The organism is Bartonella sp. MU70NMGDW, from assembly GCF_042194085.1.
Lineage (GTDB): Bacteria > Pseudomonadota > Alphaproteobacteria > Rhizobiales > Rhizobiaceae > Bartonella > Bartonella grahamii.
The window spans coordinates 25,090-45,954 of the sequence record NZ_JBHIMK010000006.1; the positions used below are offsets into that span (position 1 = coordinate 25,090).

Annotated in this window: 22 protein-coding genes and 1 tRNA gene; 17 read left to right on the forward strand and 6 right to left on the reverse strand. The window is 36.8% G+C overall.

Going from position 1 to position 20,865, the window contains the following annotated elements; translation table 11 throughout:
- The 6 genes from glyA to nusB form a co-directional block, all read left to right on the forward strand.
- Nucleotides 1–924 (forward strand): serine hydroxymethyltransferase (gene glyA / locus ACFIKE_RS01255; protein ID WP_375648213.1); only part of this gene is annotated, 924 nt, incomplete at its 5' end.
- Nucleotides 925–935: 11 nt separating this feature from the next.
- The gene (gene nrdR, locus ACFIKE_RS01260) at nt 936–1,418 is read left to right on the forward strand and encodes a transcriptional regulator NrdR (RefSeq protein WP_015856456.1); all 483 of its coding nucleotides are present in this window, start codon (nt 936–938) and stop codon (nt 1,416–1,418) included.
- Nucleotides 1,411–2,538: a bifunctional diaminohydroxyphosphoribosylaminopyrimidine deaminase/5-amino-6-(5-phosphoribosylamino)uracil reductase RibD gene (ribD, locus tag ACFIKE_RS01265; protein ID WP_375648214.1), complete on the forward strand. Its 1,128-nt coding sequence runs from the start codon at nt 1,411–1,413 to the stop codon at nt 2,536–2,538. The genes nrdR and ribD overlap by 8 nt, the downstream gene beginning before the upstream one ends.
- On the forward strand, nt 2,520–3,137 hold the full coding sequence (locus ACFIKE_RS01270; protein WP_375626467.1) for a riboflavin synthase: 618 nt from the start codon (nt 2,520–2,522) through the stop codon (nt 3,135–3,137). Before ribD ends, ACFIKE_RS01270 begins: the two co-directional genes overlap by 19 nt.
- An 81-nt stretch (nt 3,138–3,218) precedes the next feature.
- Nucleotides 3,219–3,674: a 6,7-dimethyl-8-ribityllumazine synthase gene (locus ACFIKE_RS01275; protein WP_375627359.1), complete on the forward strand. Its 456-nt coding sequence runs from the start codon at nt 3,219–3,221 to the stop codon at nt 3,672–3,674.
- Nucleotides 3,675–3,676: 2 nt separating this feature from the next.
- Nucleotides 3,677–4,147, forward strand: a complete 471-nt coding sequence (nusB, locus tag ACFIKE_RS01280; RefSeq protein WP_375626471.1) for a transcription antitermination factor NusB — start codon at nt 3,677–3,679, stop codon at nt 4,145–4,147.
- A gap of 76 nt (nt 4,148–4,223) precedes the next feature.
- Here the strand turns inward: nusB and ACFIKE_RS01285 are convergent, their stop codons facing one another.
- Entirely contained in the window at nt 4,224–4,703 is a 480-nt protein-coding gene (locus tag ACFIKE_RS01285; protein ID WP_375626497.1) for an outer membrane protein assembly factor BamE, read from the reverse strand.
- Nucleotides 4,704–4,924: 221 nt separating this feature from the next.
- Here ACFIKE_RS01285 and ACFIKE_RS01290 point away from each other — a divergent pair, with 221 nt between their 5' ends.
- The 5 genes from ACFIKE_RS01290 to ACFIKE_RS01310 all read left to right on the forward strand — a co-directional run bounded on the left by ACFIKE_RS01290 (nt 4,925) and on the right by ACFIKE_RS01310 (nt 8,813).
- A complete protein-coding gene (locus ACFIKE_RS01290) occupies nt 4,925–5,482 on the forward strand; it encodes a DUF177 domain-containing protein (protein ID WP_375626473.1) in 558 nt (185 codons plus the stop codon).
- 145 nt (nt 5,483–5,627) lie between these two features.
- A complete protein-coding gene (plsX, locus tag ACFIKE_RS01295) occupies nt 5,628–6,698 on the forward strand; it encodes a phosphate acyltransferase PlsX (protein ID WP_375626475.1) in 1,071 nt (356 codons plus the stop codon).
- Between the two features lie 49 nt (nt 6,699–6,747).
- On the forward strand, nt 6,748–7,722 hold the full coding sequence (locus tag ACFIKE_RS01300; protein ID WP_375626477.1) for a beta-ketoacyl-ACP synthase III: 975 nt from the start codon (nt 6,748–6,750) through the stop codon (nt 7,720–7,722).
- 77 nt (nt 7,723–7,799) lie between these two features.
- Nucleotides 7,800–8,114 (forward strand): integration host factor subunit alpha, encoded by a 315-nt coding sequence (locus ACFIKE_RS01305; protein WP_375648215.1) that lies wholly within the window; start codon nt 7,800–7,802, stop codon nt 8,112–8,114.
- A 195-nt stretch (nt 8,115–8,309) separates the two neighbouring features.
- The gene (locus ACFIKE_RS01310) at nt 8,310–8,813 is read left to right on the forward strand and encodes a MerR family transcriptional regulator (RefSeq protein WP_375627360.1); all 504 of its coding nucleotides are present in this window, start codon (nt 8,310–8,312) and stop codon (nt 8,811–8,813) included.
- 1,015 nt (nt 8,814–9,828) lie between these two features.
- Here the strand turns inward: ACFIKE_RS01310 and thrS are convergent.
- From thrS to ACFIKE_RS01325, 3 genes are all read right to left on the reverse strand, one after another.
- A complete protein-coding gene (thrS, locus tag ACFIKE_RS01315; protein ID WP_375648216.1) occupies nt 9,829–11,805 on the reverse strand; it encodes a threonine--tRNA ligase in 1,977 nt (658 codons plus the stop codon).
- Nucleotides 11,806–11,916: 111 nt separating this feature from the next.
- Nucleotides 11,917–12,267 carry a membrane protein insertion efficiency factor YidD gene (yidD, locus tag ACFIKE_RS01320; RefSeq protein ID WP_375627362.1) on the reverse strand — a complete coding sequence of 117 codons (351 nt, stop codon included), beginning with the start codon at nt 12,265–12,267 and terminating at the stop codon, nt 11,917–11,919.
- Nucleotides 12,268–12,696, reverse strand: coding sequence for an iron-sulfur cluster assembly scaffold protein (locus ACFIKE_RS01325; protein WP_375626485.1), 429 nt, complete (start codon nt 12,694–12,696; stop codon nt 12,268–12,270).
- Nucleotides 12,697–12,821: 125 nt separating this feature from the next.
- On the opposite strand from ACFIKE_RS01325, the gene folE reads away from it, so the two are divergent.
- The 6 genes from folE to ACFIKE_RS01355 all read left to right on the forward strand — a co-directional run bounded on the left by folE (nt 12,822) and on the right by ACFIKE_RS01355 (nt 18,315).
- Complete coding sequence (gene folE, locus ACFIKE_RS01330) at nt 12,822–13,442, forward strand: GTP cyclohydrolase I FolE (RefSeq protein ID WP_375648217.1); 621 nt, start codon at nt 12,822–12,824, stop codon at nt 13,440–13,442.
- 139 nt (nt 13,443–13,581) lie between these two features.
- Nucleotides 13,582–13,666, forward strand: a tRNA-Leu gene (locus tag ACFIKE_RS01335).
- Nucleotides 13,667–13,857: 191 nt separating this feature from the next.
- On the forward strand, nt 13,858–15,030 hold the full coding sequence (locus ACFIKE_RS01340) for an alpha/beta hydrolase (RefSeq protein ID WP_375648218.1): 1,173 nt from the start codon (nt 13,858–13,860) through the stop codon (nt 15,028–15,030).
- Nucleotides 15,031–15,165: 135 nt separating this feature from the next.
- Nucleotides 15,166–15,672 (forward strand): hypothetical protein, encoded by a 507-nt coding sequence (locus ACFIKE_RS01345; RefSeq protein WP_375648219.1) that lies wholly within the window; start codon nt 15,166–15,168, stop codon nt 15,670–15,672.
- A 676-nt stretch (nt 15,673–16,348) separates the two neighbouring features.
- The gene (locus ACFIKE_RS01350; RefSeq protein WP_375648220.1) at nt 16,349–17,506 is read left to right on the forward strand and encodes a tyrosine-type recombinase/integrase; all 1,158 of its coding nucleotides are present in this window, start codon (nt 16,349–16,351) and stop codon (nt 17,504–17,506) included.
- A gap of 275 nt (nt 17,507–17,781) precedes the next feature.
- Nucleotides 17,782–18,315 carry an antA/AntB antirepressor family protein gene (locus ACFIKE_RS01355; protein ID WP_375648221.1) on the forward strand — a complete coding sequence of 178 codons (534 nt, stop codon included), beginning with the start codon at nt 17,782–17,784 and terminating at the stop codon, nt 18,313–18,315.
- A gap of 112 nt (nt 18,316–18,427) precedes the next feature.
- On the opposite strand, the gene ACFIKE_RS01360 is transcribed toward ACFIKE_RS01355, so the two are convergent.
- Both ACFIKE_RS01360 and ACFIKE_RS01365 read right to left on the reverse strand, forming a co-directional pair.
- Nucleotides 18,428–20,470 carry an ATP-binding protein gene (locus ACFIKE_RS01360; RefSeq protein ID WP_375648222.1) on the reverse strand — a complete coding sequence of 681 codons (2,043 nt, stop codon included), beginning with the start codon at nt 20,468–20,470 and terminating at the stop codon, nt 18,428–18,430.
- Between the two features lie 206 nt (nt 20,471–20,676).
- A partial coding sequence (locus tag ACFIKE_RS01365; protein WP_375648223.1) for a hypothetical protein occupies nt 20,677–20,865 on the reverse strand: 189 nt, incomplete at its 5' end.

Consider the following 20,865-nt stretch of genomic DNA (forward strand, 5'->3'; position numbering starts at 1 on the left):
AATGCTGGTGGTCACCTTACGCATGGTTCATCTGTTAATATGTCAGGAAAATGGTTTGATGTTGTTTCCTATGGTGTGCGTCAAGAAGATCAGATTATTGATATGGATGAGGTTGAGCAACTTGCAAAAGAACGTAAGCCCAAACTTATTATAGCGGGTGGCTCATCTTATCCGCGGCTATGGGATTGGAAACGATTCCGTGAAATTGCAGATAAGATTGGTGCTCATCTACTCGTTGATATGTCTCATATTGCCGGTCTTGTTGCTGGTGGCGTGCATCCTTCACCCGTTCCACATGCGCATATTGTAACAACAACAACACATAAGTCGCTTCGAGGTCCTCGTGGTGGTTTAATATTGACAAATGATGAGTCTTTATCCAGGAAAATTAATTCTGCAATTTTTCCTGGTCTTCAAGGTGGTCCTTTAATGCATGTAATTGCTGCAAAGGCTGTTGCATTTGAGGAGGCTTTGCGTCCCTCTTTTAAGAGTTACAGTGCCAATGTGGTCGCTAATGCGAAAACTTTAGCAAAAATATTACAGAGTAATGGTTTTAATATTGTTTCTGGTGGTACAGATAATCATTTATTGTTGGTTGATCTACGTTCCAAAAATCTAACAGGTAAACGTGCTGAATTGGCTTTGGGGCGCGCTCATATTACCTGCAATAAAAATGGTATTCCTTTTGATCCTGAAACGCCATCTATAACATCGGGAATTCGCTTGGGATCACCTGCTGCCACAACACGTGGTTTTTCAGAAAAAGAGTTTATTCAAGTTGGTCATCTGGTTTCAGAAGTTCTTGATGGTCTTCGGAGCGCAAAAAGTGATGAAGATAATTATGCCGTTGAAATGGCTGTTGAGAAAAAGGTAAAAGATATAACGAGTCAATTTCCTCTTTACTCTTATCTTAGTAATCGTTAAGGACACAAAAGATGCGCTGTCCTTACTGCCAATATGAGGATACACAGGTTAAAGATTCACGTCCAGCAGAAGAGGGGGCAGTGATTCGCCGCCGCCGTGTGTGTTCCGTTTGTGGTGGTCGTTTTACAACTTTTGAACGTGTTCAGTTGCGTGAGCTATTGGTTGCTAAAAAAAGTGGACGATGTGAACCATTCGATCGTGATAAGTTAATGCGATCAGTTGATGTGGCTGTACGTAAGCGCAATATTGATCCTGATCATATTGAACGAGCAATTTCTGGCATTGTGCGCCAGCTTGAAAGTTTGGGAGAACCGGAGATTGCTTCAGAAAAAATTGGACATCTTGTTATGGAAGCATTGAAAAGAATTGATGATATTGCTTATATTCGTTTTGCTTCTGTGTATCGAGATTTTCGTAATGCAAGCGATTTTCACGATGTTATAGATGAATTGTCAAAGGGTATTGCGGATACAGAATCTCGTTTTGATGAATAAAAAATTGCAAGATGAACGGTTTATGGCTGCAGCTATTCGTCTAGCAGAGCGTCATGTCGGTCTTACAGGTGAGAATCCTTCCGTTGGTACGTTAATTGTGCGAAACGATAATAGTGCGGGGGCATTTATTGTTGGCTATGGCATAACAGCTATTCATGGGAGTCCTCACGCGGAAGTGCAAGCTTTACATATGGCTGGTTCTTTGGCTCAAGGAGCGACTGCTTATGTTACTTTAGAACCTTGTGCGCATTATGGAAAAACTTCGCCATGTGTGAATGCACTCATTGATTCAGGTATTTCTCGAGTTGTTGTTGCGTTGACTGATTGTGACAAGCGTGTTGATGGTCATGGTATTGCTCTTTTGCGAGCGGCGGGTATTGAAGTGGTTGAGGGCATTTTAGCTGAAGAGGCTTTTGAATCTTTATGGACGCATTGGTGCATAAGGAAGATACAACGCTGTGCGGTCACTTTTAAAATGGCAATTTCTGCTGATAATGGTGTTGGGAAAAGAGAAAAGGGCAGCGTAAAAATTAGTGGAACACTTTCTCATGCCCATACGCATATTTTACGCGCTCAAAATAATGCTATCCTCGTTGGTATTGGTACTATATTAGCAGATGATCCACAACTCAATTGCCGCTTGCCAGGGATGGAGATGCGCTCACCAATTCGTATTATTTTGGATGCAGATTTATCTATCCCCCTTGATGCAAAAGTTGTCCAAACAGCTATGAAAATTCCTACATGGGTTATTTGCGATGTGGATCTTTCAAAGAAAAGCAAAAAAAATGCATTGGAGCAATATGGTGTGTCTATTTATTCAGTAGAGATGAACAATGGTTATGTAGAACCCTTTGCTCTTTTACAGATGCTTTATAAACATGGGATTAATAGTGTTTTATTGGAAGGGGGCGTAAAGACAGGGGAAAAGTTTTTGAATGCTGGTTGTGTTGATCATTTGATATGTTTTCATACCCCCATGGTTTTAGGAAAAAATCGTATTGAAGCCCCTCATTTTGGAAATTATCTCTCGCAGTTTTATGAGATTGAGACAAGAATGTTTGGAAATGACCGTTTTTATAAATGGAGACGTAAGACATTATGTTCACAGGAATTATAACGGATATTGGTTGTATTGAAGATGTTCAACCTTTAAAGCAGGGGATGCGTTTAAAGATTTCTACACGCTATGCTATAGAAAGCTTAGCAATTGGCGCATCAATTGCTTGTTCAGGAATTTGTCTGACAATTGTAGAGCGAGGATTAAAACAAGAAGATTCTAATTGGTTTGTTGTCGAGGCGTGGGAAGAAACATTACGTTTAACGAATCTTGCACAATGGACAAAAGGAACTTTTGTTAATTTGGAACGTTCGCTTCGATTAGGTGATGAAATGGGAGGACATTTGGTTTCTGGTCATATTGATGGTTTGGTTGAAATCATTGATCAAAAAAATGAAGGGGATGCAATTCGTTTTTATTTAAAAGTTGCAAGACAATTTATACCTTTCATTGTCAATAAGGGATCTATTGCACTTAATGGGACATCTTTGACTGTTAATGGTGTTGAGGATTGTGTTTTTGATGTTCTTATTATTCGCCATACACTCGAAATGACAACGTGGGGACAGGCTAGAATTGGAGATCGGGTCAATTTGGAAATTGATCAACTTGCTCGTTATGCTGCGAAACTTTTTGCTTTAAAAAGAGAAGATGAATAAACCAAAACTCTATTGATCGTTTTCAGAATTTTATGCTTTATAACCTTGATTTTTTTGATTCGTTTTTTGTGGAATTCCATTATGATGAAAGAGATACGTAAAAAGCCTCACGTATTGATTGTTGAAGCACGTTTTTATGAGGGGATTTCTGATGCGCTTTTGAGAGGTGCAGTGAATACTTTGCAAAAAGCTGAAGCAAGTTATGATGTTGTAACGGTTCCTGGAGCATTAGAAATACCAAGTGCAATAGCTTTTGCTGAACAAAATAAGATATCTTATGATGGTTATGTTGCTCTTGGTTGTGTTATTCGGGGCGAAACATATCACTTTGAAATTGTTGCTAATGATTCTTGTCGTGCATTGATGGATTTAACTATTCATCAGCACTTGGCTATTGGAAATGGTATTTTGACTGTTGAAAATGAAGAACAAGCATGGGTGCGTGCGAATCTAGATGACAAAAATAAAGGTGGTTTTGCGGCTGAAGCTGCTTTATGTATGATCGCTCTAAAAAAGAGATTTGGAGATAATCGTTAAATATGGCTGATATAAAAAGCAGACATTTTCCGCGTTCAGCCAATAAACGTGGAGCAGCAAGACTCGCTGCAGTTCAAGCCCTCTATCAAATGGATATCGTGGGTTCGGGGGTGATGGAAATAGCAGCTGAGTATGAAGCTTATCGTTTGGGAAAAGATATCGATGGAGACCAGTATCTTGAAGCTGATTTTCAATGGTTTTTGGCTATTATAACGGGTGTTGTAAAAGATCAAAAGCAGCTTGATCCTCTGCTTCATCAACAGCTTTCTGCAGAGTGGTCTCTTTCACGTCTTGATTCTATATTGCGAGCAATTTTACGAGCAGGTTTATGGGAGTTGATCAACCGTAAAGATGTTCCTGTTGCGGTTGTCATGAATGAATATGTTGACATAGCTAAGGCGTTTTTTGAAGGTGATGAGCCAAAACTTGTTAATGCAGTTCTCGACAGTATGGCAAAAAAAGTCCGCCCATAAGAGCTAGAAATCCCCCATTATTAGGTCAGATATTATCAGACCTAATAATATTGAGACGGTATGTAGACTATATGATTTAGTTATGGGGTGGCAAATTCGCAGGGCCTTTTATAATTTGAATTAAAAAAGGATGTTCTTTTGTTACAGTTGGTGTTGTTTGTGCAATAAAATCAAACACTTGACCGTCTTGTAATCCGTAATTAGCAACTTTTGCAACCTGATTATTTTTATTGAAGTAAATGGCTAAAACTTTGCGATCAATAATCTTTGTTTTCATAAACTGCATCCCACGATAGCGTGTCTGTGAGATGTAATAAAAAACTTCATTATCATATTTTGTTTTTAATGAAGGGGTCCCTAAAGTTAAAAGAACTTGCTCTTGACTTGAGCCAACAGAAATAGAACTTAGAGCATTTCTATCAAGAACATAGCCCTCTCTATAAATTTGGCTCGAACCTGAAGAATCGAGAAGACCACATCCAGCAAGCATTCCTATGCTTGTTATTGATAGACCAATCAATAATTTACGTTTGATTAAGGCTATTATGTGAGGCATTTGAAACAATGATATCTCCTTTTTATACTGAGATGTAGGACAAGAAGGCAACCTCAAGTTTTTTCTAATTTTAGCTTAATCTACCGTAGCTTACACTGAGCTTCCCTGTTATAAAGTGAATTATGCCATATAGAATTTCTTTAGAAAAGAAAAAAATGCATGAATACTTGATATAAATAAAAACACAGTGCTTTATGCGTTTTTATCTTTGGGAGTTGTCAATGAATGTTAAAAATATTCCTCAAATGACATTTGCTTTGGCTTATCCAATATCCGTACGTTCTCTACCTGCTAAAGGTATAAGGGTTCATTTTTGTGCAAACAAAAAAGAATGTACAAATTTAGCTCAGAACCATGATTTAATTGAAGTAAAATCTTGTGAGGGAAATTTCCATATTTTCCCGTGGAAAAAACGCGGAGTACGTATAAAAGGTCTGTTGCAAGCGCGCATACTACAGTTATGTGTTGTTACATTAGAACCATTAGAAAATATCCTTTGTGAAAATATTGAGGTTGTTTTTGTTCCTGAAGATTCAAATTTGATGAAGCCCAAAATATCAGAGGATACAGGAGAATTGTTTTTAGATGTGGAGGGGCTTGATACTCCTGAAGTGTTTTATGATGATAAAATTGATATTGGTGCAATCATGGAAGAGTTTTTTGAGTTGTCTATTAATCATTATCCACGTAAAGAGAGAATAAAGATGGATATGGTTGAAAATTTAGAAGAAGCAGAGCAAAAATTCTCGCCATTTTCTGTTTTGAAAAATTGGAAGTGATTGTAAAAACATAAAATATCTATTGTATGCTAAACGATATTTTCTGCGGAGCGATTTTTGCAAGATTTGCTTTGTGAGTGTTCAGGAGCCAAAAATCATAATATGTGTTTAAAGATGTAAATGAAAAGATGTGGGATATGCAAGCGTGATTAGAATTTCTGTGGATGTCATGGGCGGTGATTACGGTCCAGAAGCAGCTATTGCAGGAGCAGCAATTGTACAAAAATATTTATCAAATATTTATTTTCTGTTTTATGGAATAGAGGAGGACGTTCGTCCAGTTTTAAAAAAATACCCTTGTTTGGATTCTGTATCGCGCTTTTGCCCTACAGAAAGTTATACACGCATGGATGAAAAGCCAAGCCAAGCACTTCGTAATGGACGTGGTAAATCATCAATGTGGTACGCCATTGAAGCGGTAAAAAATGGTGAAGCTGATGCTTGCATTTCTGCTGGTAATACGGGTGCACTCATGGCCATGTCTTATTTTTGTTTGAAAATGCTCGCAGAGGCTGAACGTCCTGGTATTGCGGGTATCTGGCCAACACTTCGCAGTGAGAGTATCGTTTTGGATATTGGGGCAACAATTGGTGCCTCTGCTGGTCAGTTGGTTGATTTGGCGGTTATGGGAGCGGGTATGTTTCGCGCTTTATATCACACTGAAAGACCAAGTGTTGGGCTTTTAAATGTGGGGGTGGAAGAGGTTAAAGGACTTTATCAAATAAAAAAAGCAGGAATGATATTGCGTGAAGTGCAATTAGAAGGATTGGAATATAAAGGATTTGTTGAGGGCAATGACATTGGAAAAGGAACAGTCGATGTTGTTGTAACAGAGGGGTTTTCTGGTAATATTGCTTTAAAAACCGCAGAAGGAACCGCGCGACAGATAGGAGAGATTTTAAACTCCGCACTGCGCAGTTCTTTTTTAACATCTCTTGGCTATTTTTTATCGCGGGGTGCTTTTCGTACGCTGAAACACAAAATGGATCCCGATAGGGTGAATGGAGGAGTACTTTTGGGGTTGAATGGTGTTGTGATCAAAAGCCATGGGAGTGCTAATGCTAACGGTTTTGCTTCTGCTATCCGCGTTGGTTATGAGATGGTTAATAATGGACTTTTGAAAAAAATAACAGCTGATTTGCGACGGTTTCATGAGAATAAAGAAACACTTTTTGATCAAGAAGGTGAAGAGACAGTGAATGGAGAGTCCTTATGATAAGCTCTTATAATAGAAATGAAAAATTTGAAGAAAAGGTAAGAGCTTAATGATTCGGTCAATTATACGTGGTGTAGGAAGTGCTTTGCCGAAGAAAAGTTTATCAAATGATGAGATTGCAAAGTTTGTTGAAACGTCAGATTCATGGATTGTTCAGCGTACAGGAATACGCCAACGTTATATTGCCAGTGAAAATGAAACAACTGTTTCTTTAGGAGTTGAGGCTGCGCAAGCAGCACTTACAAATGCTGGTTTAACAATAAAAGACATTGATTGTATTATTTTAGCAACGTCCACCCCGAATCGTACTTTTCCTGCTTCTGCTGTTGAAATTCAGCGTGCTTTGGGAATGAGCCATGGATTTGCTTTTGATATTCAAGCTGTTTGCTCTGGTTTTATTTTTGCTTTAACAACAGGAGATTCTTATTTACGGTGTGGAGCGGCTAAAAGAATTTTAGTTATTGGATCCGATACATTTTCTCGAATTTTAGATTGGGAAGATCGTACGACATGTGTTTTGTTTGGTGATGGTGCGGGTGCTGCTATTTTGGAAGCACAGGAAATTGAGGGGGGTATTGCTTTTGAGCGTGGTATATTGTCTGCGAAATTGCGCTCTAATGGTGCTTATATAGATAAGCTATATGTTGATGGTGGACCTTCAACAACACAAACGACAGGCTATTTGCGTATGGAAGGACGAGAAGTTTTTAAATATGCTGTTGGTATGATAACGGATGTGGTTGATGATTGTTTTGCAGCTGCAGGTATGGATTCTTCACAACTAGATTGGTTTGTACCTCATCAGGCTAATAAGCGCATTATTGAAGCATCTGCTAAAAAACTGGGAATTTCACTAGATAAAGTTGTGATTACCGTTGATCAACATGGTAATACGTCTGCGGCATCAGTTCCGTTGGCTTTAACAACAGCTGTTTGCGATGGAAAAATAAAAGAAGGAGATCTTATCATGTTAGAGGCCATGGGAGGTGGATTTACATGGGGAGCAATTCTTATTCGTTGGTAAATTATGGCTACTTGACCATATTTCAAGAAAACGTATAAGTCATTTTGTAATTTTTAATATTTTAATAGGTGGTTATAATGACAAGTAAGACAGTAACGCGTGCAGATTTAGCGAGCGTAGTTTGTAAAAGAGTGGGCTTGTCACATACTGAATCAGCAGCTTTAGTCGAATTGGTTTTGGATGAGATTTGCAACTCACTTGTAAGAGGTGAAGCGGTTAAATTATCCTCTTTTGCAACTTTTCAGGTTCGCAGTAAAAATAAACGTGTTGGACGTAATCCAAAAACAGGTGTTGAAGCACCTATTCCGCCGCGACGTGTTGTAACGTTTAAGGCTGCCAATGTCCTTAAACAGAGAATTTTAGATTCGCATCGTGCAAGACAGAAAAAATGATATCTCATAAATGAATGCCATGGTATGTTTGGTATTTGTTAAAAAAACGATAAAATAAAGGTCTTTGTTTTTTAGAAAAAGACAGTTGTGTAAGTCGTCAATGATGGTCTTATTTTTGACTAATCTTGTTGAGAAATTGAGACGGAATGAGTCATTGTAAAGTAATTTATTTTGTTTTAAATAAGGTGTTGCAAAATGGATAAAAGCTCTGATGCTTTTCGCACAATTAGCGAAGTAGCCGAGTTATTGGAGCTTCCGCAGCATGTGTTAAGATTCTGGGAAACACGTTTTAGGCAGATTAAACCAATGAAACGTGGGGGAGGAAGGCGCTATTATCGTCCGGTCGATGTTGATTTGCTCAATGGTATTAAGCAGTTATTATATGATCAGGGTTATACGATAAAAGGTGTGCAACGCCTTTTGAAAGAAAATGGTGTTGCTTTTGTGACTGCATTGGGTAATGGTGATCTTGATGCTATGAATGTGGTCATAGAGAAGAAACATGCAGGACAAACTTCTGAAAATGCTAGCAATAAGCCTAAAAAATCTTCTTTTGGGCTTTTGAATTTCATGAGGAATGAAGGAGAAACATCTGTTGGTTCTGTGAATCTTTACAAAGATAAAACTGATAAAGCATTGTTGCAAGAAATCCTATTTGAACTCATTGAATGTAAGCGTGTTCTTGATAGAGCTCGATAGCAATAATGTTTTTTGTTTTATATGTGTTGCTTTTTTAGCAAAATATGTGTTTTGAAATTGTTTTACAAATCAATATCTTGCGTCTAGCATAGCAATGTGTTTCGTAGATATTTAGATGTTTTATGGGTGTGCCCAGAGTTTTATACGTTTAACGAGTAGTAATGTATCGTATGTGTATATTTAACGAGTTTTTTATAAGAGTTTTTAATTTGGTAAAATATGAAGAGGGGAAAGAATAGGCGCTGAGTTTTGCCATTTTTCTCTGATTTGACTTTATGAAAGCTAATGCAATATCTCATCAGTGTAGATTGCAGGATGTAGAATGCCATTGATTCACCAATTCATCTGCTTGTTTTAAAGAGATGTTTCTTAAGGCTTCTTAAGCTTATTTCACCATGATTTCTCGTGAATGATATAATGGTAAACCCGTTGAGTACTGTTATTTTTACATTTATGAAGGAGCAAGTCGGCATCAGCATTATAGTTTAGCCTACCCTCAATGATTGCAACAATCCTTAGCACTTTAGGCGGTTCATTGTGGGCATTTTAAAAGTCCTTTCTCAATATTTAATATGAATAAAGATATATTATCATTATAAATCAATATCTTGTCTTTTTATAAGAGCTTATCTTACGAATAAGACATATCATTGTTCAGCTAATTTTACATATTTTTTATTAATAAATATAATCTTGTTTTCAGCCTTCTTGCTTGATGTTGCTATAATTATCGTAATGATCTATCCATGATAATAGCACCATCTTTGCATTATAAAGGTAAAAGATTAATGTTATTATTAATATTCAATTGTCTATGATTTTTGCATTAAAAAAGCTCATAGCTTACATTGATTTTTTTCATCAATCTACCTTGTAGAGAGTGATCACGTGATTCTTTCTGGTGATAGGTAATTGTGCATGAAACCAAAACACACTAGAATATCAAACCCTCTCATTTTGTACAAAATTTGAAGATTTATAGTAAAAAATTAACGTATTACCACCTTCTGCGATGTTATGCATTTATTACACGTTGCAAATCCGGAGGTGTTGCCTCATTTGAGAGTTGTTTAATCACATCTTCTACAGATAAAAGGGTTTTATTCGTACTTCCTAAACGGCGCATATTTACGCTGTTTGTTTCAGCTTCACGTTTACCACATACCAAAATTACGGGGACTTTTTGTAAAGAATGTTCTCGTATTTTATAGTTAATTTTTTCATTGCGGAGATCTGTTGTTGCGGAAAGTCCAATAGCTCTAAGTTTTGCTGTTATTTTTTGGGCATATTCATTTGCTTCGGACGTAATTGTTGCAACAACAACTTGTTCAGGAGCAAGCCAAAGTGGCATATGTCCAGCAAAATTTTCGATTAATATACCAAGAAAACGCTCCATTGATCCAAAGATAGCACGGTGGATCATAACAGGTTGACGTTTTTCTGAATCTTTATCAATATAGAATGCACCAAAACGTTCGGGGAGATTAAAGTCTATTTGTGTTGTTCCACATTGCCATTCACGACCGATAGCATCCTTTAATGTATATTCAAATTTTGGACCATAAAATGCTCCTTCACCTGGAAGGATGCTTGTTTTGATTTGTCCTGCAAATTTTGTTTCAATCGTTTTAAGGACAGATTCCATGATACTTTCTGCATGATCCCATAATGCATCAGACCCAACTCGTTTTTCTGGACGTGTTGAAAGCTTAAGACTAATTTCTTTAAAACCAAAATCAGCATAAGTTGATAAAATAAGATCATTAATACTGAGACATTCATCGGCTAATTGTTCATCAGTACAAAAAATATGCGCATCATCTTGCGTAAAACCACGCACACGCATAAGACCATGTAAAGAGCCCGAAGGCTCATAACGATGAACAAGTCCAAATTCAGCAAGTCTAATAGGCAAATCACGATAAGATTTTAAACCATGTTTAAAAATTTGCACATGACCAGGGCAATTCATTGGTTTAAGGGCATAAATATTCCCATGATCTGAATCTTCTGCTGCTGGAGTTACTTTGAACATATTCTCCTTATACCAGCCCCAATGGCCAGATATTTCCCAGAGTGACCTATCGAGAACTTGTGGTGCATTAACTTCAGCGTATTGATGATCATCAAGGCGTCTACGCATATAGTTGATCAAATTTTGGAACATTTTCCAACCTTTTTTGTGCCAAAAAATCATTCCTGGCCCTTCTTCTTGAAAATGAAATAAGTCCATTTCACGTCCCAAGCGGCGATGATCACGTTTTTCAGCTTCTTCTAGCATATGGAGGTAGGCTTTTAAGTCATTTTCATTTGCAAATGCTGTTCCATAAATTCTTGTGAGCATTGGATTATTGGCATCGCCACGCCAATAAGCTCCTGCGACTTTCATTAATTTGAAAGCATTCCCAATTTGCCCTGTAGATTGCATGTGGGGTCCGCGGCAAAGATCAAACCATTTTCCTTGATAATAAATTTTTAAATCTTGATTTTCAGGAATGCTATCAATAAGTTCAACTTTATAAAATTCCTTTTTCTCAGAAAAAATTTTTCTCGCTTTTTCACGAGACCAAATTTCTTTTCTGAAAGGTTTATTGCGTTGGATAATTTCACGCATTTTCTTTTCAATGACGGTGAGATCATCTAATGTAAAAGGTTGTTGGCGTGCAAAATCATAATAGAATCCATTCTCAATGACAGGACCTATTGTTACTTGCGTTTCAGGAAAGAGTTCTTGCACTGCTTCAGCAAGGACATGGGCGCAGTCATGCCTTATGAGTTCAAGAGCGCGTGAATCTTCTCGGGTAATAATCTCTACTTGACCAGATTGTTCCAATGGATCCGATAAGTCTCGCGTGATACCATCAAGCCTATAGGCGACAGCTTTTTTTGCGAGTGATTTAGAAATGGATTCTGCTAATTCCAAACCAGTCATTTCGGAGGGGTAATTACGTTTTGAACCATCAGGAAAAGAAAGAGAAACAGAGCAAGACATAAAAACACCCTTTTAATCCAATTCCGCTAACGATTGCGGATGGTTTCGTGAAAATTGAGTAAAAAGCTTATAGACTGATTTTTTATCAATACATACGAAAAAAGAAAAGGATTATTTGTTGTGTTTGTCAGAAATTTTCCAGTAACGCCAAGGTTTATAAAAACAGCAAGAATTTCCAAGAGAAATAGGTACTGGGTCAAAGCCATCTGTTCCAAAGGGCCCACAACGTATGATACGAAAGAGTCCCATCCATGCACCAGCCCAAAGCCCATGGCGTGCAATCGCTTCATATGTATATTCTGAACAAGTCGGGGCATGGCGACATTGATTGCCTATAAGATTTGAAAGTGTTATTTGATAGAAACGTATTAAGAAAATACCCAATAATCGTCCAGGTGTTTTTTGCCAATTGCCTGTGTAATTTCGAGTCAATTTTTTTTGTCGAGATTGTGATTTGAACATTTATTTTTCTTCAATTTTTTGAATGCAGTCTATCGTTGCATCAAAGGGTAGTAGTGTTGCTGCATGGCGCATTTTATAATCTTTAATGGGCTGTAAGCAAGAAAAATCCTTAAATGGAGCTTGAGGAGAAGGACCATTTTGCGTTAGCATTTGATAAATAACTTCACGCAATATTTTAAGATCTTGTGTTGTTTGTCCGATGATATGAGATGCTAAAAGTGAAGCCGATGCTTGCCCTAGCACACATGCGTGTATTTCATGGGCAAAATCCGTAATAATACCATTTTCCACTTTTAAATCTACAGTGATTGTCGAACCACAAAGGTGTGCATGTTTTTTTGATGTTGCATCAGGATTATTAAGACGCCCAATTTTTCCTATATGTGCAGCATATTTAAGTATTTTATCATTATAGATATTATCAATCATGCGCTATTGCCTGAAATTTTGAGAGTCGTGATTGTTTAAACTTTTAATTCGCTTATATAGAGATTATACAAAATGAAATAGGTATGGAGCAAATGCTTTGTATAGAGTAAGCTTGGAGTTTTTGAATGCGTAATGTTGTTAAAGAAGACGGGAAGGATTCTTTTTTATCTGAAGAAAAGCGTCCGAGTATTGAAGAGGTGGAAGAAGCGATTCGTACATTACTCTTATGGATAGGGGAAAATCCAAATAGAGAAGGGCTTTTAGATACTCCAAGACGTATAGCCAAGGCATATCGCGAGCTTTTTAGTGGTTATAGTCAATCGGTTAAAGAAACCTTAGGTACAGTTTTTGAAGAGGTTTCAGGATATAATGAAGCCGTAATCGTAAAAAATATACCTTTTTATTCACACTGTGAGCATCATATGATCCCAATTATTGGGAAAGCACATATAGCATATCTTCCTAATGAAAAAATTGTTGGCCTTTCAAAAATTGTGCGTGTTGTAGATATTTTTTCTCGTCGTTTACAAACACAAGAAGCTATGACAGCGCAAGTGGCTCACGCGTTAAAAACGTACCTGAAGCCTCATGGTGTAGCAGTATTGATTGAGGCGGAGCACATGTGTATGGCTATGAGAGGAATCCAAAAACAGGGCTCTACAACAATTACAAAAAACTTTCATGGTTATTATGAAAAAGATCAAGCTGCACAAGCACACTTTATGATGATGATTCAAAGATCGTAGTAAAGTCGATATTTTTAGTAATCTCTATTAAGTTATAAATCGTTCGGATAAAAATAAATTATGAGAAAGAGAAAATTGGCTTGTACCTTTCTTTATGATTTGTTAAAGGCTAAAAACCAGGATGTTTTTCTTCCCACGTGCGGTCGTGGCGGAATTGGTAGACGCGCAGCGTTGAGGTCGCTGTGGGGCAACCCGTGGAAGTTCGAGTCTTCTCGACCGCACCAGTTAGCGGTGAGTCTCTGTAATGAGATGAAGTTATGTAGAGAGAGGGGATTTATGCGCATTATAGAAAAATCTTTTTTGTATGTTATTTGTTGATGTGTTGCTAATAATGTTTCATTTTTTATTACTTTATCTGTGCATTTGAAATGTTATATTTTTATAGGGTGGGGGTAAAGTTGCAGTGAGAAGTATAATGATTTTGAGATATTTAACACTTCTTATTTGTATTTCTTTATTGTCAGCATGTAGTGATTCACGCGCTGTGCTTTGGCATGGAGTGCATGCAACTCCTTCTATGACTGCAGTAGAAAGAGAAGTTGAAGAGAACCCGGTTTCTCCAAAAGCCATCATTCCAGTGTATGTTGCAACAAGTCGTATGATGCAAAATAATTACGCTCAACCTTATGGTGCAGAGCGATCAAATAAAGTACATTACAATCGCGTTGACGTAGGAATTCCTCAGCAACATACAAAGGGAGTTGTTGAAATAAATGCCTATAAACCTACGCATGATAAGTATTTTGCAGCAGTAGCATTGCAAAAATACGATAATAAAGAACAGTTTAAACAGCAATTAAATGCTGCTTTAGAAAAAAAGCCAAAAGGAAAAAGAGAAATTTTTCTTTTTATCCATGGGTATAATAATAATTTTGCAGATGGTACATTTCGTACAGCACAGTTTACACACGATTATTCTTTAAATGTTGTCGCTGTGCATTATTCTTGGCCTTCTGCCGGATCTGTTCCTCTTTATATTTATGATCGTGACAGTGCTAATTTTGCCCGTGACGGATTGATAGAGTTTTTAACACTTATTAGTGAAACCAATGCTGATCAGATTTCGGTTATTGCGCATTCTATGGGCAATTTTGTTATAATGGAAGCATTTAGAACTTTAGCCTTACAGAAAAAATATAAGCCTATTCGTCGTATTACAAGTTTATTAATGGCGGCACCAGACATTGATGTTGATGTATTTGAGCGCCAACTTAATGATATAAAAAAACTCCCGCAGCCAACAGCTATTTTAGTATCTAGAGCGGATAAAGCTCTCGCGGTTTCAGGACGTCTTACGGGTGGACATCATCGTGTGGGCGATGGCTCAGATATTGAAATGTTGCGTAAAAATGGAATAGCTGTTCTTGATTTCTCTCATGTGGATGGGGGAGCACACAATGTCTTTGCATCTTCACCAACGTTGATGGCTCTTTCTCGAGAAGGTTCTTTGGCTTCCACAATTATGCAAGGTACAGAATTGTCACCTAGTCAAGCTCTTCTTGCTGATGGTAGTAGTGTGTTGGAGAAAACAACACATCTTATCCTTTATACACCTGTACGTTTTCTCTCTCCACGGATTCCACGTTGATAGTGAAAAGAGAGAAGGGGACATGGAATAATGCATTGGAGGTAATATTTTTTAGCACTTTCTTTAGAATGGCTTTGTAAAATGGAAAATAAATAGTGGGATGAATGTAAAAAACAGTCATTAGGTGAGTTTGTGATGATTGCACGGAAACGCTATGTTAATACGCCTACAGTTGTTGATTATTTATCTCATTCCGCAATTAAGTTGTTAGATATTCATGCTATGCTTTTGAAGGTGAGAAAAGGTGATATGGGGGAAAAACCAAATTTATTGCGTCAAATTGATTCTACAAAAAAACAGTTAGATGAGATAAGCCATGCTCTTATTTTAGAATATCGTAAACGCCAAGAAAATGAGCGTTTTTTAAAACAAATTCTGCTATCCATTTCCGATCAACTTTTTGCACTTAACAATGGTTTTAAGGAAACAGGACGTCTTTTTTTTCAAGAAGTTAGAATACTTCAATCTCAGATGCAATGTTTATATGAGGGAAAGGAGAGGCTGCATTTGTTGAATAGCCAAGAATCTTTTTGTTCTCCTTCAAAGATTGATGAAGTCATTAAACAGTTACAAAAAGCACGAGAAAAGCTTATTCTTGAAAGCCCACATCTCTTTGAAAAAAGCACAAAAGCTAAACAATAAAGTTCTTTTAGTTGAGCAGACAGATAATTTGAGTTTTACAGCAAAAAACGCTGTTAAATAGAAGGCTATAATCTTTTAAAAGAAAAAAATTGCTTTAATAAATGAAACGCATGTATTTTATAATCATACTCCTTATCCGATTAAAGCTTTAAAAGACTTTAAGGCTGATGCATTAGGTGGTTTTATTGAAGAAAATGTTTGTGGTAAGAACTTTACAAAAAACTTTCTGATTCTTAATAATGGCTCACCGGATAATTTTGCCAATGTTACGGAGTTGTTAGTATATTCATTAGAAACTTAAACTCTAACATATTTTCTTAATAGGAATTAGTTGAATTTAAAGCATTAAAAAAGAAGTTTGATAAAATAATACGTTTTATAAATTCACGTTTAGCTCTACCTTCTCCTGAATTTAAAAAGGATCGGAAAATGAATAAGCTACACGTAATTAAAAAATCATATGGTGCCCCCAGAGAGCGAATCAGGCTTTAGCAACAAGATTCAAAGTATATAAAGATGTGTAAGGGCGTATTGATGTCTATAGCTTTTTATGATTCAATAAAAAAAGTAAGCATTAAAGGAAAAATCTCAAATCAGAAATTAAAGGTGGTCTAAAAGGTGGACCAAAAAAGGTGGACGAGCAATGCTTGAAAAGGTGGACGAGAGGGGACGTTAAGTGAGGGCGATTCATCGGTTATCAGCATTACTTGTAAAGTCCTCTCCACAAGGAAAATATTGTGATGGGGCAGGGCTATGGTTGAATGTTCGAAAAGACAATACACGCTCTTGGTTTTTTCGCTATACGCACCACAATAAGCGCCGTGAAATGGGACTTGGTCCTGTTACGAAACTCTCTTTAAAAGAAGCGCGTGAGCTTACAAGATATTATAGTGATATTCTTAAAGAAGGCAATGATCCTATTGTCTTTAGGGAACAAACCGTTTTAAAACAGCAAAGCAATATTTTTCAAGAAATTGCAAAAGTGGCTTTTGAAAGCAAAAAAGCAGAGTTGAAAAATGAAGGTAAAAACGGCCGCTGGTTTTCTCCACTAGAGTTGCACGTGATTCCACACATAGGCAAATTACCTATAGAAAAATTAACAGCCAATATCATTCGCAATGTTCTCGCACCCCTTTGGCATGAAAAAGCAGATACGGCAAGAAAAGCACTTAATCGTATTAACATTTGCTTGAAATATGCTGCGGCTCTTGGTTTAGATGTTGATCTACAGGCTTGTATGAAGGCACGCGCTCTTTTAGGAAAACCACGTGCGACATCAACAAATATTCCTGCTATGCCATGGCAAGAGGTTCCGGCATTTTATCAAAGCTTGGATGATAAGATCCTTTCAAATTTAGCACTGAAGTTATTGATTTTGACAGGAGCACGGTCATATCCATTGCGCTATTTGCGCCTTGAACAAATTGACAAAAATATATGGACGATACCAAAAGAAAACATGAAAGGTATTGTAGGGAAAGTTTCAGACTTTCGCGTGCCACTAAGTGATGAAGCTTTGAGAGTTATTGAAAAAACTCTCCCCTTTGAAAAGAATGGTTTTCTCTTTTCTGGTCTTAGAGGCAACCCCATTTCTGATGCCACCATGGCAAAGTATATGACAGTTTGTGGTTTGACTTATCGTCCCCATGGTTTTCGTTCAAGCTTACGGGATTGGATAGCAGAGACAACGTCAACACCGTTTGAAATTGCCGAAACTGTTCTTGCCCATTCAGTTGGGAGTTCAGTGACAAAAGCTTATATGCGAACGGATTTTTTAGAACAGCGACATGTTCTTTTAGAGCAGTGGGCGTCTTTTATATCAGGAGAGGCTTGACAGGATTATAACAATGTGTCTATTGTCGAATGAGGTGCTTGAAAAACACCTTAAAACAACTAGCGGATTGGTTGCCGAAATAACTGATCTTCCGCAATTTAAAAGCTTTGACTCATTGTATGCTAGACGCATATAATAGCTTTGTCGGGTGTGGTTATGCCATATAATACCCTTTACGGGGAAAGCATAACGACGGGCTAGTTGCCGTGTTTTTCAGCACCCGGCATTTTTATAAAAAGTGTCAATGAAAAACATCTAACAACTAGGAGTTCGCTATGAACACTCTTATAGAAATTACGGAACAAATCATTGATCAGGAAACTGTTCAAACCGTTAACGCGCGTGAGTTACATACGTTTTTAGACGTTAATATACGCTTCAACGATTGGATTTCACGACGGATTGAAGAATATTCTTTTCAAGAAAATCAAGACTTTGTGAGTTTTACTCAAAAAAGAGTAAAACCTAAAGGCGGTCGTCCAAGCATAGAATATCACCTCACCTTAGACATGGCGAAAGAACTTTCCATGGTTGAACGCAATGAGAAAGGACGTCAAGCACGCCGTTACTTTATTGAATGTGAAAAGAAACTGAGAACCCAAGCTGTTGATTATGACCGTGATACACGCTTTGATTTGCCAAGTTATTGGGAAGGTATGAACGCTGGTGAAAAAGTTTTGTATCTTCTGGGTCCAATACATGTTCGTCTTCTTGATTCCTTCAGAGTAGATGAAGAGAACAGAAAATACAAAGCTCTCATTAAAGAAGCTAAGCGCGTTCTAGCAAGATCTGTTGTGAAAGCGGCTTAGTTTAAAACACGATTCATCTCCCCATTTCAAAAGTGGGGAGGGGATAAAGCTTTTAGTTTTTGGTTAGCTACTGTTTTAAATGTGCGAAGATATTGTCTATCGCATCTAAAAATTAAACCTTTAATCTAGAAATAAATGCTTCATTCCTTAATTTTGCATCCTGCAATAAATCATTCCATTCTATTATTTCAACGGATCCTCGAAAATCACCTTGTAGAAGAGTAGTTCTCCCTCGCCCATTAGCTGTTTTCTGCCATGTCGACGTTTGCGTTTTAAGTTCACCTTCTATATCGGCAATAATATAACAATAAAAAACACACTGCTCTGAAATCTTTATTTTCTTATTATCAAATGTCTTTATACTTTTTCCTTTAAGTTCATTAAGGTATATGTTTATTTGTTCCATGGGGGTGTAACCCGTTTTATATGTTTTCTGACCTGGTCTTTTAAACTCCACTAACATTAGCCTGTCCAGATCTGCATCAAGACGACCTTCAAGTCCTAGAGCATGCAATTTATCATAACATAATAAATCAGGACGAATTCCTTTTGTACTATTCTTCGCGATTTTTTTGATAGACACATCCGAAGCGAAGTATTTTGTAAATGTTAATCGCTCATCAATAATCCATAAATCATGCGTTAAATTTTCCTGAGATTCAGGATCATCTCCCCGAACACGCATTGGACAAATAAGTTCATGCAATGTTTTCTCTAGATGTGGGACTTCTTGACCATTAACATTTTTCTTAACCTCTATTATTAATTCTCCTAAAATATCAAGTATAACTTTACGACGTATAACATACTCTGCTAACTGTCTTGTTTCTTCATCTTTAACTTCTTTTGCAAGTTCAGACACTGTTTGGGAAAAGCTGTATGTGTTAGTATTCCCTTTAGTAATTTCACGGTATATGTTTTCAATTCTCTTATTTTGATTTTTTTCTCTTCGAAGCTTATGAATAGCCAGTGTCTTAACAAAGTCTTCTGTATCCTTTGCAGATTTAGGAAGTTTTTCTAATAGTTTTTCATAACTATCAAAACAATAGGAAGGATGTGTTCTACAAAATTCTTTTAATTTATTTAAACGTTTTTCTTCGTATTCTTCATTTTCTGGAGCAAGAACGCTATCTACAATATTGTTAGCAACGGAACGTAAAATATTTTTCAATATTTTATTCTTAAAAGAAAAATGCGTTCTTTCTTGATTAACTCTATCATCTAAATACTGACCACTTATGCAACCATGATACACTAGCCCTTGGTCTCCAAATTTTCCGAAACCAATAAGGTTATCGATGCTTTCAGTAGTCACAGTACGATCATGTGCGAAAAGATGTAGATAGTGGTTCTTCCCTTTAAAGTTAAGGTTAGCATCCGCCATACAAATAAAATTACGAATTTTTAATAAACCAAAATCTGCGGTTTCAAGTGTAATCTCTCCCCTATTTTCTACTAAATATTTTTTAACTTTCTGCGCTAAATTGACAGACATCTGATCATCACGAAAAGTTATTTGAGGAAGTTGTTCTAAAATTAAATCTGAAAAAAAATGTGCCCCAATATGATCGATAATTGCTTCAGTTTCGCGTGGAAAATGTTTTTGGTACGCTACATCTCTTAAACCGGTAAAAATAATTTCTGTTCCGGTTACTTCTTGATTAATAAGAGGTATTTTTGAATGATCAAGAATCTGATTTTCCTCTTCCAAACAAAATGTAAAGCTTCTCTGGTAAAGCTGATCTTCTTCAAGGAATATACTTTTAACTCGTATTTTCTTAAAGGCATCCAACCATAGCAGCCGCCCAACTCCTTTTCCTCCTTTTTCTAATTTAAAATTAGTATCTACAGTGCAAAAAGCTTGAAAGTGCTCATCATCCAATCCTACACCATTGTCTTTAACTATAATTTCAAGTGTTTCATTTTTATCTATATCTTTGATTTCTATATCTATGTTACCCGCGCTTTTGTAATCTTCTTGCTTAGAATCTTCAAGCGCGTGAATAGCGTTGCTTACCGCTTCAAAAACAGGCTGCAAAGCTTCCATTTCAGTGGACGGTTTAGGAAAACGACGAACTCTTCCAGCAAGATTTTCTTTCATAGAAAACTTTTCAGTTTTATTCTTTTCTTGTTTTTGAACTGCGACGTTTTCCATAATTATTCCCACCTTTTTAGCCGATAATATTACGAAATATACCTATTAAACGCACGTATATTAACAATTTGTTATTATTATAGAACAAATTTTTAATTTTTGAAATCTACTGTTTTAAATGGGCGAAGGCATTCTCTATCACCTCCATGAGACGAGCAAAATTAAGAATCCATTTTCTAAAGAATTTCGCGCGTCTCAGAGTATGTTTAGAGTCGGATATTTGGTTTTTGTGTAAAAATACTTACAAACGCATCCATAATACGTGAAAAATCAAGCGCTAATAAGAGTATAATGAGTACAATCCATTTCGTATAACGCGACATCACTTTTACACTTTTGTAGGTCATGATGATTTCTTGAAGTATTTCTTTTTCTGCTTCTGTAAGCTCTGTATC

Bases quoted from the DNA above. Each gene is read 5' to 3' on its own strand.
- ACFIKE_RS01275 (WP_375627359.1), top strand. From the start codon at position 3,219: ATGATGAAAGAGATACGTAAAAAGCCTCACGTATTGATTGTTGAAGCA.
- thrS (WP_375648216.1), bottom strand. From the start codon at position 11,805: ATGTCTTGCTCTGTTTCTCTTTCTTTTCCTGATGGTTCAAAACGTAAT.
- ribD (WP_375648214.1), top strand. From the start codon at position 1,411: ATGAATAAAAAATTGCAAGATGAACGGTTTATGGCTGCAGCTATTCGT.
- ACFIKE_RS01270 (WP_375626467.1), top strand. From the start codon at position 2,520: ATGTTCACAGGAATTATAACGGATATTGGTTGTATTGAAGATGTTCAA.
- ACFIKE_RS01300 (WP_375626477.1), top strand. From the start codon at position 6,748: ATGATTCGGTCAATTATACGTGGTGTAGGAAGTGCTTTGCCGAAGAAA.
- ACFIKE_RS01305 (WP_375648215.1), top strand. From the start codon at position 7,800: ATGACAAGTAAGACAGTAACGCGTGCAGATTTAGCGAGCGTAGTTTGT.
- ACFIKE_RS01290 (WP_375626473.1), top strand. From the start codon at position 4,925: ATGAATGTTAAAAATATTCCTCAAATGACATTTGCTTTGGCTTATCCA.
- folE (WP_375648217.1), top strand. From the start codon at position 12,822: ATGCGTAATGTTGTTAAAGAAGACGGGAAGGATTCTTTTTTATCTGAA.
- yidD (WP_375627362.1), bottom strand. From the start codon at position 12,267: ATGTTCAAATCACAATCTCGACAAAAAAAATTGACTCGAAATTACACA.
- ACFIKE_RS01285 (WP_375626497.1), bottom strand. From the start codon at position 4,703: ATGCCTCACATAATAGCCTTAATCAAACGTAAATTATTGATTGGTCTA.
- ACFIKE_RS01360 (WP_375648222.1), bottom strand. From the start codon at position 20,470: ATGGAAAACGTCGCAGTTCAAAAACAAGAAAAGAATAAAACTGAAAAG.
- ACFIKE_RS01340 (WP_375648218.1), top strand. From the start codon at position 13,858: ATGATTTTGAGATATTTAACACTTCTTATTTGTATTTCTTTATTGTCA.
- nrdR (WP_015856456.1), top strand. From the start codon at position 936: ATGCGCTGTCCTTACTGCCAATATGAGGATACACAGGTTAAAGATTCA.
- ACFIKE_RS01310 (WP_375627360.1), top strand. From the start codon at position 8,310: ATGGATAAAAGCTCTGATGCTTTTCGCACAATTAGCGAAGTAGCCGAG.
- nusB (WP_375626471.1), top strand. From the start codon at position 3,677: ATGGCTGATATAAAAAGCAGACATTTTCCGCGTTCAGCCAATAAACGT.
- ACFIKE_RS01345 (WP_375648219.1), top strand. From the start codon at position 15,166: ATGATTGCACGGAAACGCTATGTTAATACGCCTACAGTTGTTGATTAT.
- ACFIKE_RS01325 (WP_375626485.1), bottom strand. From the start codon at position 12,696: ATGATTGATAATATCTATAATGATAAAATACTTAAATATGCTGCACAT.
- ACFIKE_RS01355 (WP_375648221.1), top strand. From the start codon at position 17,782: ATGAACACTCTTATAGAAATTACGGAACAAATCATTGATCAGGAAACT.